Raw genomic sequence first — 14504 nt, forward strand, 5'->3', positions numbered from 1 at the left:
TGTTGTACGTCACACAATCAACAACTAAAAATGAATAGAGGTCAGCGCATGAGTTTTGATAATGAAGATGGTGTCTTTAAAGTATTAATTAACCATGAAGAACAGTATTCCTTATGGCCTGCTTATAAAACGGTACCAGGGGGATGGAGTGATGTGGGTATTGAGGGAAATAAAACCCTTTGTTTAGATTATATAAATCAGCATTGGACGGATATGCGGCCTTTGAGTTTACGTCAAGCAATAGCAGAGCAAGCAGCTCAAAGTCATGATGAAGCCTGAGATTACTTTATATTGCCTGCCTTGTGCAGGCAGTTCTGTAGCAATGTATCAACGATGGGGCTCTTCACTTGCAGCAAATATCAATGTGGTAGGCATTGAATTATCAGGTCGAGGTTCACGCTTTAGTGAACCGTTGAAAACTACATTTTCGGATATGGTTGACGATATTATTCTGAAATTGCCAGCTGAGTTTCCTGCACGTTTTGCATTATTTGGTCATAGTATGGGGGGGTTACTAGCTTATGGCGTTTGTTTAAAACTAGTTCAACAAAACCGACCATTGCCTGAACATTTGTTTGTTTCAGCATGCGCAGCGCCAACTCATCGCAATAATCAGCGATTTACTAATTTAGATACACATGAATCAATTATTGAAGATTTAAAATGCCTTGGTGGTACGCCCAAGGAGGTATTTGAACACCCAGATCTATTGGATATGGTTGTGGCTATTTTTGCTGCTGATATTGCTGTATGTCTGAGTTTTAAATATCAACCACACCCACTTTTAAAAGTGCCTGTTTCTGTGCTTGCTGGTGATCAAGATAGTATGACCGAACAACATAATTTGGCTTGGCAAGATATTACAAACTCAGTGATTGATTACCGAATTTTTTGCGGAGGGCATTTCTATTTACAACCACAGCAAGACGCTTTATTAGCCTACATTACCAATAAACTAACCCATTCAACTGCTATTGCCTGTTCACTTTAATGGAGTAAATCATGGCTGCTATTACTATCATGGATTATTTATATGTCCATGTCGAGCAACAACCAGAGCAGCGAGCGCTGATCTGTGTCGATCGTAAAAATCAAATCACCTATAGTTATAAAGCACTTTATGCACAAAGCTTGCTTGTTGCGAGTCATATTGCGCCGTTAGTTGAAGCAAAAGAACGTGTATTAATTCTTATGGATACAGGAATTGATTACGTCACTAGCTTTTTAGCATGTCAATATTTGGGGGTTACAGCGATCCCCAGTTTTGCGCCAGAATCAACTAAAGCGCAACATATTGCACGTACACTCGGCATTGCTGAAGATTCACAAGCGACGTTAATGCTTACGAGTCGTCGTTTCGCAGATACCGTAAATGTAATGTGCGAACAGCTTGCAGGTAGCCAAATATTGGTGGTTGATGAGCTTGTTGACTGCTATGAAACCCCATCTCGTTATGAGGCACAGCCAAACGACATTGCATTTTTACAATACACATCAGGATCAACAGCAAAGCCTAAAGGTGTGATGGTCAGTCATACAAACCTAATTGCTAATGAAATAGCGATTGCTGAATCACTCGAGACATCAACAGAAGATGTATTTGTTAGTTGGTTACCGCTATTTCACGATATGGGCCTTATTGGTGGTTTATTACAGCCTTTATTTACGGGTTTTCCATTGGTATTGGCATCACCACGCTATTTTATGGAAAAACCAATAAGGTGGTTAGAGTTGATCAGTGAATACAAAGGGACCATTTCTGGTGGGCCTGATTTTGCTTTTCGCTTATGTATGGAACGGATCAAAGAAAAGCACAAAGCGACATTAGATTTATCGAGTTGGCGTGTTGCATTTTCTGGTGCAGAACCAATTCGCCATGATACGTTGTTAGACTTCGCTGATCATTTTACGATGACAGGTTTTAAACCAGGTGCATTGTATCCATGTTACGGGTTAGCAGAAGGGACATTATTAGTCACTGGCAGTAAAGCCAGTGCAGGGGCGCACATAAATGCATTTTGTAATGATGCATTAAGCCAAGGCAAAGCTATTAAAGTCCCCACACAAGATCGTCGTAATAACAGTGAATATAGCCATCAAGTAAGTTGTGGCACTCCCCCTTCTCAGCATTTACTTAGGATCACGTGCTCCAATACATTCGTTGAATTGCATGAAGGTCAAATTGGCGAAATCTGGGCTGCTGGGCCAAGTATCGCTGTAGGGTATTGGCAGAATGAGCAAGCGACAGCTGAGACATTTGTAGATTGCGATAATCATCGCTGGCTTAGAACGGGTGATGTGGGCTACCTATATAAAGGTCAGTTGTATATCTCCGGGCGTCAAAAAGATTTGATCATTATCAATGGTCACAATATTTATCCGCAGGATATTGAGCGTAGTATTGAGGCTGGCTTGAGCTTTGTACGTAAAGGGCGTGTATCGGCATTTCCTGTGCCAAGTGTCGAGCAGGGAGAGGGCATTGGCTTAGCCATTGAAACCAGCAATAAGTTTCGGGACGAGATGCCCAAAGAGCAAGTCGCTTTCATCGTCAGAGATTATGTTATTGAACACTTTGGGCAAAGTCCTGAACTAGTCCTATTGCTTGATCAAGGTGCTTTACCTAAAACGTCCAGTGGTAAATTGCAGCGCAGTGCTTGTTTAAAGTTATATGGCCTTAAAAAGCTGGCGATTTATGGCGACTTCAATCGTGATGCACTAGGACAATTACAGAGCGTGCAAGAGAACGATAATAGCCATTGGAGTGAGTTGGAAACAACAGTAGCCACGATATGGCAATCGGCGCTTAATTACCCGATACGTCATGAGGGAGCAGACTTCTTTGCGTTGGGCGGAAGTTCCATTAAAGCAGTGCAACTTTTGGCGAAAGTGGAAGCCGAATTCTCGTGTCATATTGCGCCAACCAGTTTATTTAAAGCGCATACCTTTGGCCAATTCTGTGCTTTGCTAAAAAGCACATTGGACAATACCCAAGCCCTGCAAAAGATTATGCCTCAGCAGCTGTCTAACAGTGAGCTAAGCGCTCAGCAATTACGCCAGCTATTTCTGTGGCAATTGCAGCCGCAAAGTAATGCATACCATATTGGTGCTCAGATAGTACTCACAGGAAAGCTTTCAAAGCAATGGTTACAGCAAGCGTGTGAACAGGTTTTATCAGAGCATGCTGTTTTACGCCATCGTTATTATAAAAATGACCAAGGGCAATGGCGCCAAACGGTAACGAAGCAAAATCTAAACTGGCAGTATGTTGATTTACGGTCTGAGCAGAATATTGCAGCACAAGCTGACAGCTGGATAACAACGTTGAACAGTAAAGCGTTTGCCCTTGAAAAAGGAGAAAATTTCCGTGTTGGGCTCGTACAATGCACAGATGAAGAATATATCTGGGTGATGAGCATGCATCACATTGCATCAGATGCGTGGACATTTGATTTATTACTGCGTGCGGTAAGTCAGCACTATCAGCGGTTAGCTCAGGGCCGAACATTAGACAATCACCAGTCTGAAATTGAGTATGGTGATTATGCTCAGTGGCAACAGCAGTGGTTAGCAACTGAGCAAGCGCAGCAGCAATTAGCCTATTGGCAGGACGCGCTGAGCTTACCGGCTGATGAATTACTCTTTGAGCCTCAACACCCACGACAAGTAGACATGGTGCCATTAGCTACCTCAATATTACACTTAGATTATCAACAAGTTGAAAGTTTACAGACGCTAGCACATAAACACAGTGCCAGTTTATTTATGTTGCTATTAAGCAGTTTCCAAGCGCTATGTTACCGTGTGGGCAATAAACCGAACCCACGAGTAGCGATCCCAACGGCCAATCGAAATAATAGCCAAGTGCATGACTTGGCTGGCTTTTTTATAAATACCCAGCTTATTAATTCAGATATTGATGCCGCCGATAGTTTTAGTGACATATTGATACAGTGTAAAAATCGCACGTTGGCTGCACAAGATAACCAAGATTTCCCCTTTGAAAAATTAGTGGAAATCATTAATCCAGAGCGCCATGTCGGTCAAACGCCTTTATTTCAAGTGATGTTCAATCATGTTGAGCATAGCTTAGACATGCTAGATACGTTACCTGATGTGTCGCTTGTTGAGGTAGCACCGCTAAAACATGAAGCGCAGTTTGATTTAAGTATTGATTCACGTTTATTTAATAATGGTCAATTGGCGCTTGAATTACAGTATAATGAAGCGCTGTTTGATACTGCATTTATTGAGAATTTGCAACGAGCCTGGGCGAATCTACTCTCTCAAGTGGTGAAACACCCTGAACACGCAATTGGTAATTTGGCACTCCTTAGTGATACAACACGCATGCTTACACAAGCTCAAGGTGATGATGTTATAGCACCGTCTAGTCACTGGCTGGTTCAATTAAGTGAATATGCAGGGCAATATCCACAGCGTACAGCGGTGATCTATAAAGACGAACAATTTAGCTATGAATGGTTAGAGCAAACCTCAAACAGGTTGGCCCATGCTTTACTGGCTGAAGAGTTAGGGGACAACCCTGTTGTGGGTGTACTGTTTGAGCGTACCCCGCTGATGTTGGCAAGTGTGTTAGCCTGTTTAAAAGCCAATATTGCCTATCTCCCATTAGATGCCCAATTCCCCGCTGAAAAGTTAAACTATATGCTTAAAGACAGTGTATGCAGCGCCGTGATCAGTGACCTTGATCACTCTGGAATTGTTTTTTCTGGGCAATTGCTAGCACCTGTGCAGCTGCTAAATCAGCATTATAAAAAGATTAATACTCCTTCAGTATCAAAGCATCCAGCACATATTGCCTATTTAAACTACACCTCGGGCTCGACTGGTCAAGCCAAAGGTGTGGCGATTAGTCATGATGCATTGGCGCAGTATATCGAGTCTGCGAAACAGTTTATTTCGCTCAGTGAGCAAGATGTAGTACTACAGTTCGCGACCGCTAATTTTGATGCGTTTGTCGAGCAAGTGTTCCCGACGTGGTCTGCAGGCGGTGCCATTGTATTGCGAGATGACGCGTTATGGGATGCTAAAACACTCTATGCACAGGCGCAACGTCATCATATTACGGTGATGGATTTAAGTGCGGCTTATTGGCGCAGTATAGCCTCAAGTTGGGCGTATCATCACGAGAATATTGCGCCGATCTTGCTGCCTAAACTAAGGCAAGTCCACTCTGGTGGTGAAGCAATGTCTATCACTGGCATTGCTGACTGGCGACGCGCAGGACTTGAGCATGTTCGCTTATTAAATACATACGGGCCTACAGAAATAGTGGTGGAAGCAGCAATTTACGATTGCCAAGCTAATCTTCCAGTAAAGGCTGTTCCTTTAGGTGAGCCGTTACACGGGCGCAAATTGTATGTGCTTGATCACAATATTGAATTAGTCGCCGAAAAGCAGATCGGTGAGCTGTATGTTGGTGGTGAGATTATTGCGCGTGAATATTGGCGTCGAGCTGGACAAACAGCCAGTCAATTCATCGCAGACCCATTCAGTACCAATGGCGCGCGTATGTATGCGACTGGTGACTTAGTGAGTTGGGATAATGGCCAGCTACAGTATCACGGCCGTCGAGATCACCAAGTCAAAGTGCGAGGCTTTAGAGTTGAGTTAGGCGAAGTGGAGCTGTGTTTAACGCAATTGCCGATTGTTGATGCTGCGGTGGTTGTTACGCAAAGCAGTGAGCATGGTATAGAGCTTATCGCTTATGTGGAGTGTAATGCGCAGGCGTTACCAACTGGCGATAGTATTAAACGCGCGTTGAGTGAACAGTTACCACATTACATGATCCCGAAACACATCGTCGTAATGGCTCAATTGCCTATTAACGCCAGCGGTAAATTAGAAAGACATAAGCTGCCAAAGATAACGTCAGAGCAGTCGGTGTCTCCGTCTCAGGTTGTACTGGCAAGTAATGATGTTGAGCGCTTAATTTGTCAAATATGGCAGCAGCACTTAAAGCAGGCAGAGATTGACCGTCAAGCCAACTTTTTTGACATCGGTGGTCATTCTTTACTACTTATGGCAGTACATGAATCAATTCAAACTTATTACCCCAACGTGCAATTAACAGACTTGTTTACCTATCCAAGTATTGCCACATTGGCAGAGCACCTTTCTGGGTCATCAGTAACGGTAAAATCTCAGTCTAAACCATCAGCTAAACAACAAAAGAAAGGCATGAATGCATTGGCTGCTCGTCGTAAAAAATCAAGAGAATCATAAATATGTCAGATATAGAGTATAATGAATTAGACATCGCTATAGTGGGTATGGCGGGACGTTTTCCTGATGCAAATAACGTCGAAGAGCTTTGGCAAAATATCGCAAAGCAACATTGTAGCATCACATCATATAGTGATGAGCAATTGGGTCGTGCTGGGGTAGATAGTGACACGTTGGTTGATCCTGACTATGTTAAAGCAGGGATCCCGTTCTCAGGTATTAAAGCGTTTGATGCTGGCTTTTTTGGCTATAGTCCCAAAGAGGCTGAGCAACTTGACCCTCAACAGCGTATTTTTTTACAGACGTGTTGGCATGCATTAGAAGATGCGGGCATTACGCCAAGTGCTGATAACTTAACAGGCGTCTTTGCGGGGTGTGGCGTACCGAGTTACTTATTGCAAAATCTGTTATCAAACAACACGCAGAATGACATAACGAGTTTGTTAGCTTTAACAAACGGTAATGATAAAGACTCTTTAGCAACACGGGTGAGCTATGAGCTCGATCTTAAAGGCCCGTCGGTCACCGTACAAACAGCCTGTTCAACCTCGTTGGTTGCCGTTCATATGGCATGCCGTTCACTGCAAAACTTTGAAAGTGATGCTGCACTCGCTGGCGGTGTATGGCTAAATTTGGCATCCGAGCAGGGGTATCATGCACCCGCTGGAGGGAGTTTATCTCCCACTGGACAGTTAAGTGCCTTTTCAGAAAATGCCGATGGCATCTTAATTGGTAGCGGAAGTGCAGCAGTGGTATTGAAACGTGTTGAAGATGCACGCAATGCTGGCGATAGTATTTTGGCTGTGATCCGAGGTTCAGCGGTTAATAACGATGGTAAAGATAAAATTGGGTATACGGCACCGAGTGTGACAGGCCAAGCCAATGCGGTGACTGCTGCACTTGAATTTGCTGACGTGGACCCAAGTTCAATTGGGTATATTGAAACACATGGCACAGGTACTAAACTCGGTGATCCGATCGAAATTGCTGCGCTTGCCCAAGCATATCAATCAGATAAAACACAATATTGCGCCATTGGTTCTATTAAAGCCAATATTGGGCATTTAGATTCAGCTGCAGGTGTGACCGGTTTGATCAAAGCGGTTCAAGCTTTGCGACATAAACAATTACCTCCGAGTATGTATAGCAAGCCGTTAAATCCGGCCATTGATTTTTCGACGAGTCCATTTTATGTCAATGACACATTAAAAGCATGGGAAAGTGATACACCTCGCAGGGCGGCTGTTAGTTCGTTAGGGATGGGTGGTACCAATGCACATGTTATTTTAGAAGAATATGTCTCGCAAGAGCAGCCGGTATTAACAGCGTCAGCACTTCGAGCTCCTTGGTATATCTTACCCGTGAGCGCTGCGACCAAAAACGGGCTGAGAGATCAAGTTGCTGCGCTTCAAAAGATGTTGGTCGCGCAGCCATATAATCTCCCTGAGGCTGCTGCTCAATTACAGCAAAAGCGTGCAGCACTGGCCTATAAAAAAGCGTTTGTGGTCAAAGATCAAGAACAAGCAGTCGCGATGCTAAGTCGTGAAGTGGTTGCTAAGAGAGCAACGGATACGCGTATTGGCTTACTGTTTTCAGGACAGGGTTCTCAGTATGTAACGATGGCTCAGCCGCTGCTCAAACATAACGCGTATTTTAAATCCGTGTTTATCGACACAATGAGTCATTTTTCTGAACAATTACAACAGCAACTTAATACGGTGTTTTCACCTGATGAAGATAAAGTTTTGTTAGCGAATCAACTCCTTAACCAAACGCGAGTGACGCAGCCTGCATTATTTATAGTAGGTTATGCGATGGCGCGTACATATCAGGCATTAGGTGTAACGATCACGGGCATGCTAGGGCACAGTATCGGCGAGTATGTCGCAGCATGTTTGGCAAATGTGATGTCATTAGAAACGGCGGTTACGTTGGTAGCGGCCAGAGGAGAAGCGCTACAAGGTATGGCTCCTGGTACTATGTTATCTGTCGTGGCAGATGAGCAAAGTATTGCCCCTTATTTAACTGCTGAGCTGGATATTGCCGCGTTAAATAGTCCGACGAATACGGTGGTTGCTGGGACAAAAGAGGCAATAAAAGCATTACAGACACAATTAAAGGTTGAACAGATAAGTTGCACACGACTCCATGTATCTCATGCATTTCATAGCCATTTAACTGAATCGGTATTACCGGAGTTTAAAGTTGCTTTAGAGAAAGCGCACTTAAGCGCGCCTGACATTGCTTTTGTGAGTAATGTCACTGGGCAGTTGATCACAAATGAGCAAGCAACATCGGTACAGTATTGGTTAGATCACATTCGTCAGCCAGTTAAATTTGCCGATGGGGTACACACGTTATCTGAGCACTGTGATGTGCTCATTGAAGCAGGGCCTGGTGATACGCTGCATAAATTGGTTAAGCAGGTGGGTATTACGAAAGAGTTGACGGTTTTAAACTCTATTGCTCATGCGCGCGATATTAAAGAAGTCATAGCGCCTTTTGCTAAAACGGCTGCAACGTTATGGCAATTAGGATTAAATATTGATTGGCAACATGTTGGAGAGCTTACGCCGAGTGTGGCTAAAGTATTGCCAGAATATCAGTTTAGCCAGGAAGAATATTGGGTTGAGGTAAATCAAAACCGTAGTGTGTCAGCGACACGGGGAGCAGAGTCATCTAGTTTACAGCCGCAATTATTGCAACCTATTTGGCAACAGCAGCCTTTGAATCCTAAGCGTCAAGATTTGAGCGCAGAGCACTTTTTATTATTGGCTTCAGACTCTCAGGTATGCAGCGCACTGAGTACAGCGCTTATTGAACGTGGCGCACAATTAACCACGTTATGGGCAGTACAAAAAGGTCACATAGAGTTTACGATACAAGACAATGGCCACATTCATTTTGATCACACAAACCCCACTCATTGGGAAAAGTTACATACCTATTTAGCGGATGGTACACAGGTAACACATTTTGTAGATACGCGCTTTTTTATGTCGGCACAATCGGATGATGTCATTGGTTATGAGGCATTACTGCCAATGGTACAGCACCTAGTTGCCACCTTTAATGTGCGCTTAAGTGTGTTAGCTACCCAGTTGTTCTCAGTATTGGATGATGAAAGTTTATCACCAGAGAAAGCCACGCTTTTGGGGCTAACCCGCGGGTTGCCTCTAGAGCATAATACAGTCACGCGTGTGATTGAATTCAAAGATGCAGATACGACTTTCAATGAAGATGTATTGACTAAATTGGTGGCTGATTTAGTGGAGGATAAGCCCGAACATAATGAAATAGCGTATCGCGGTAAGCAACGTTTTGTGCTTAGTCAGCAAGTTATTCCTACGAGTGCTGATGCATCGATTGAGGCGGGTGTAACATTAATTACCGGTGGCTTGGGTGGTGTAGGGTTACATCTGGCTAAATACCTAGGTGAGCAAGGTCACAAGCTTATTTTGCAAACACGTAGCCAGTTTGCACCTGAGTCTCAGTGGCAAGCATTACAGCAAGCCAGTGAGACTGACGAGAAGTTACGTAAGCAGGTAACGGCTTTATTATCACTGCAGGCGCAGAATGTTGATGTAATGGTGATCACTGCTGACGTACTGGACCCCGTACAGCTTGGGCAGTCTGTAAAGTTAGCTGAGCAGCAATTTGGCACGATCACGCATGTTGTTCATAGTGCAGGGCTACCGGGTGGTGGGTTCATTGCTGGGATGTCAATGGCACACGCTAGCGTGACCTTATCGAGCAAAATTCAAGGTACGCAGAACGTTTTACATGTGTTTAAAGAGCATGCTTTACAGCAGTTAGTGGTGTGTTCTTCTTTAGCCTCTGTATTAGGCGCATATGGACAAAGTGACTATTGTGCGGCCAACGTATATTTAGATACATTGGCTCGGCAATCACATAATTTCCCCGTTGTCAGTATTAACTGGGATGCTTGGGCTCAAACCGGGATGGCTGCTAAGTTTGACTTGCCTGAAGGATTAGGGCTGCAAGGTGATATTGGTGCAGCCATGTTGGCTGATATTTTTGCTTGTGGTCAGTCGCAAGTGTATGCAACGAGCATGAGTTGGTCACAACTAGTACGCGTAACACGCGAGGCGGAGCAGGCGATTTTAAACGCTAAAGCGAAGCCTGCAGGACATGGGCGCCCAGATTTAGACACCGAATATGAAGCACCTGAGAGTGAACTTGAACATAAGCTGGTAGCTGTTTGGCGCGAGTTTCTTGGTTTTGATCAAATAGGTGTATTTGACAGTTTATTTGCCTTGGGTGGTGACTCATTGATAGCGATTCAAATGTTGGCGAAAGTAAAGCAGCAGTTCTCCATTGAATTAGAACCAGCGGAGTTCTTTGAAGATCCGAGCATTGATAACTTAGCCTATATTATTGAAGGCAAGCTCATAGAGCAGCTTTCATCATAGAAGAAAATGCTAGCTCAAATCTGAATAGATTTGGGCTTTTTTATTGCAATTGTTCTGAGGCTAAAATTAAAAAATAGCGGCCCATGAACTTGGCTATACAGACAATGACTTTGTCCTCACCTATTTAGTGCGCTATTTGTATCGCGGGGTGACTAATGAGCAAAAAACAATTGAAAATCAACACGGGAATGTGACCTTTCGTTACCGCGAGAGTGCCACCAAACAGGATAAATGCATCACTGAGCCAGGCTGTGATTTTTTATGGCGGGTGTAAAGCACATCCTGCCAAAAGGCTTTCAATGTACGCGTAACTGTGGGTTTTTACATGGCAATGCAAAGCGCACATGACGTTGTATCTGGCGCGTATTGGCCGTCATATTATGAGGCAACAACACGCTGTCGGGATGACGATATAAAACACGGATGTGATCTTATTCTAAGGAGTTGGAGTCGACGCAATAACAAAACTAAATGCGTGAATTAAACCAATACGCAGCCTTATCCACACTCAGTCTGAAAAAAATAATCAAGCAGCCAACCAAAGCGCCTATCAATTTATTTACTATAAATAAGCGTATTAGCAACGGGCTTGTCCAGCAATAGGATTAAGTAGCGGCTTCGCGCAACCTATCCTTATTTATTATGTTCACTTACCCGTAATAATCGTCATGTTTAAGTGACTTTATAAAGCTCTCTAAATTAGAAGCGAGAAATGTAATTTTATAATCAGACTCTTGATCGACATGTACAACTTCAGGTTCACCATTATTACCACATTTACGGTAATCTAGAGCGACCATGTCATGTCCTGCAGATGGGCAATTGCAGATATACACTCCAATTTCAGGGTACTCCCATTCGTCGATCATAAATTGGTTACCGAGTTCACCACAAAGAGACCAACTTTTATTTTTACTAATACCGTAGATACTAGTAATTGCTACATGATCATCAGACCACGATGTAGGTTCGTTACATGGTACCGCTGTATTATTGGGGCTTCCACCATTTTGAGTTTTCATTAACTCAATATAAGAAGGAGGTAATTTATAGCCCAATTCAATTTCTATTTCTTCAACTAGTTGATCCGTCAAAGGTTCACAAACATATTCTTTTTCGGCATATTCACATTCTTCCCAGAAGCTATTAAGGTCGAAACCTCCGTAGAGTATTTCCATAATTATCTTGAGTACACCTAAATTTGATTTTGAAACATAACGAGCCTTTAGAATAACTCGTTTTCAATTTGTTTTTATTGATGCCTCAACCATAACTGAGTTCAAATTTTGATTCAATTGGTTACTTCGATTTTACGTACAATATAAAAAGAAGACTGGGTGTTGTTTTAATGGGCGTTTTGGAAGGGATTGCAGGTGTGAGTGGTTTATTTGAGGTAGTAAGTGTTTATCCTTAGTAATGCATCGTGTTTCTCAGCTTTTCTAGATTATGAACAAGGCAACAAAAAGTAAAAAAGACAGGCATATATTTTGACAGAAAATTTAGCACCTCTCCGTCGTGGGGAGCCTTATCATTATTCTTTTGCACACTGTTAGTTACAGAGCTTAGAATTGAATAGTTTGGCAGGAATTTTAGGCAAAAAAGGCTAAACTAGGTGGGCACCAAGGATGGCAGTGAATAATATTTGCCCGTGCAGTTATCTTCTTTATTGGCTTCGCGTGCAATGTATTCATTGAGATTTTCATATACTAGCTGATGTCATACAATTTTTCGCCATTTAGCGATGATCTCATTGAAAAAGAACGCACTTGCCATATCTTGCTGCTCACCATTTAAGTAACGATCAACCAAAATATGGCCGCTATAAAGCTGATACCAACGTTTAATTACTTCATCATAAGAGCAATCAAGTGCTTGGCGCCTATTGACGTTCACGACAAGGTGGCAGTGATTGCTCATTATCGCGTAGGCAGCCATTTCTATGGCGAACACACTACTTAATAACTTAATTCGCTTTACTGGCCACTCCTACGGTGATCAATTTATCATCACCCCACAAGAATGCGCATCTCACGCATCGTGAGATTAAGTGGTAAGTGGATACTAAATCAATAAGCTTTTTCCTTGCGCGAGTCATAAAATATAAAATCATCAACAGCTGGATAATATAACAGTAATTGATGCTGCAGATTTTGCAAAAAATTTATGCCTGTCCTGCTTTATTTTCATGAGATCGTAATAAGAGAGCAGCTATATGTGTTTGCCGTAAGCTACTTGCTTAACTGCCACATCCACAGACGAAATAAACTAATTTGTTTATTGCTTTAGAGTTGACCGTCACTGTATAAAAACGGCCAAAAAGAACACTAGTGCCTATTGACAGAGTTAAGGCTTATATGTGTTATACGGGAATAACAACCTTACCAATGGTACTCGCAAAACCACCAACTTTTACATTGATTACAGTAGAGTTATCAGATTCAACAGATGCTGTAATTATAGAAGTACAACCCATAGATCTACCTTGCTCAAAAACATAGTCACATCCCAAAGTTAGATACTCTGTAAGATAACATGCTAAAGCCCCACTAGAGCTGCCCGTGGCTGACTCTTCTGAGATACCAAATAATGGAGCAAAATTACGACAGCTTGCTGTAAGTTTACTTTCAGGGTCACAAAGCTCAAAAACATGAAAACCAACAACTTTATGCTTTTCGCAAAAGTTAGCGATTAGTTCATCATTTGGTTCTATTACATCTAAATATCCGTTAGGAACAGGAATAATCACATCAGGTAGCCCCGTTGAAATGACTTCAATAGGTAACTTCGTGCTTTCTAGTATGCTGCTTTCAATACCAATAACTTTTGAAATTTCTTGGTATGAAAAGGTATCTAATTTTTGCGGTAATTGCTGCTCCATCACTACTTTATTTACCATTTGACTCGATGATCACTGGTAACATTCCAACTTTCGTGCGTTGAACATAAGAGCCTGCTGCAAGAATACCCTTTTGGTACAGAATAGCAAAAGTTGCTAATGTAGCGTGGCCGCAAAAGTCAACTTCACCTGTTGTAGTATAGAAAGAAACTTCATAATCAGCTTCGTCATCACTGGAAACAAAAGCCGTTTCTGAATATCCTACAGCTTGTGCAATTTTCAGTTTTTGAGCATCCGATAGTTGGTCGGCATTCAAGACAACACCTGCAGGGTTTCCGCCTTTTCCATTTATTGTAAATGAGTTTACAAAAGCAACTTCGATATTAACCAACACTCTGTTTCCCGTATAACGAGCCTGTAGAATAACTCGTTTTTAATTTATTTTTATTGATGGTTCAACCATAACTGAGTTCAAATTTTGATTCAATTGGTTACTTCGATTTTACGTACAATATAAAAAGAAGACTGGGTGTTGTTTTAATGGGCGTTTTGGAAGGTATTAAAATAAAGTGCCACCCATCAATGGCAAACATGTTTCGGCCTATCAAACCTTCTTCATCGGATATTATTAATACTTGCGCAAATAACGGCTCAATCTGTTTATGCATTTTTGCCACGAAGCCCGCTATCGATGTGTAATGCGGTGGAATATCACCCGACACACTCATGAACAAAGCATTAGTCTCACACGCCTTAGCAATACGGCGACTGCTGATGAATCCATGTGCATCATCACCACTAAAGTGGCATATCAGTTAATGGATTATGATCTTGAGATGGCGTGAGTATATGAGCCGAGTCGTAATATTAAAGCCGATTTTGCTTATCACTTTTAACTGTTTGATTTGAATTATACGCTTTCCTACTAAAACTTATAACGTGAGAACTCGTTATGAAGTATGAGTTTTTCCCTATAAAACATGCCATTG

Annotated in this window: 6 protein-coding genes and 3 pseudogenes; 5 read left to right on the forward strand and 4 right to left on the reverse strand. The window is 42.4% G+C overall.

Going from position 1 to position 14504, the window contains the following annotated elements:
• Positions 1–30: 30 nt before the first annotated feature.
• The 5 genes from HJP15_RS01560 (at position 31) to HJP15_RS22385 (ending at position 10953) form a co-directional block, all read left to right on the forward strand.
• Positions 31–279, forward strand: a complete 249-nt coding sequence (locus tag HJP15_RS01560; RefSeq protein ID WP_502706950.1) for an MbtH family protein — start codon at positions 31–33, stop codon at positions 277–279.
• Entirely contained in the window at positions 266–991 is a 726-nt protein-coding gene (locus tag HJP15_RS01565) for a thioesterase II family protein (RefSeq protein ID WP_170172907.1), read from the forward strand. Before HJP15_RS01560 ends, HJP15_RS01565 begins: the two co-directional genes overlap by 14 nt.
• A gap of 11 nt (positions 992–1002) precedes the next feature.
• A complete protein-coding gene (locus HJP15_RS01570) occupies positions 1003–6246 on the forward strand; it encodes a non-ribosomal peptide synthetase (protein WP_170172908.1) in 5244 nt (1747 codons plus the stop codon).
• 2 nt (positions 6247–6248) lie between these two features.
• Entirely contained in the window at positions 6249–10679 is a 4431-nt protein-coding gene (locus HJP15_RS01575) for a type I polyketide synthase (protein WP_170172909.1), read from the forward strand.
• Between the two features lie 73 nt (positions 10680–10752).
• Positions 10753–10953: a transposase gene (locus HJP15_RS22385; protein ID WP_502706957.1), complete on the forward strand. Its 201-nt coding sequence runs from the start codon at positions 10753–10755 to the stop codon at positions 10951–10953.
• Positions 10954–11329: 376 nt separating this feature from the next.
• Here the strand turns inward: HJP15_RS22385 and HJP15_RS01585 are convergent, their stop codons facing one another.
• The 4 genes and pseudogenes from HJP15_RS01585 to HJP15_RS21795 form a co-directional block, all read right to left on the reverse strand.
• Positions 11330–11773 (reverse strand): SMI1/KNR4 family protein, encoded by a 444-nt coding sequence (locus HJP15_RS01585; protein ID WP_212760603.1) that lies wholly within the window; start codon positions 11771–11773, stop codon positions 11330–11332.
• A 541-nt stretch (positions 11774–12314) separates the two neighbouring features.
• Positions 12315–12774: pseudogene (locus tag HJP15_RS21790) on the reverse strand (alpha-amylase family glycosyl hydrolase); the annotation flags it as partial.
• Positions 12775–13038: 264 nt separating this feature from the next.
• Positions 13039–13837: pseudogene (locus tag HJP15_RS22140) on the reverse strand (PhzF family phenazine biosynthesis protein); the annotation flags it as partial.
• 253 nt (positions 13838–14090) lie between these two features.
• Positions 14091–14303: pseudogene (locus HJP15_RS21795) on the reverse strand (transposase); the annotation flags it as partial.
• Between the last annotated feature and the right edge of the window lie 201 nt (positions 14304–14504).

The organism is Pseudoalteromonas sp. NEC-BIFX-2020_002, assembly GCF_013002825.1.
Classification (GTDB): Bacteria; Pseudomonadota; Gammaproteobacteria; order Enterobacterales; family Alteromonadaceae; genus Pseudoalteromonas; species Pseudoalteromonas neustonica.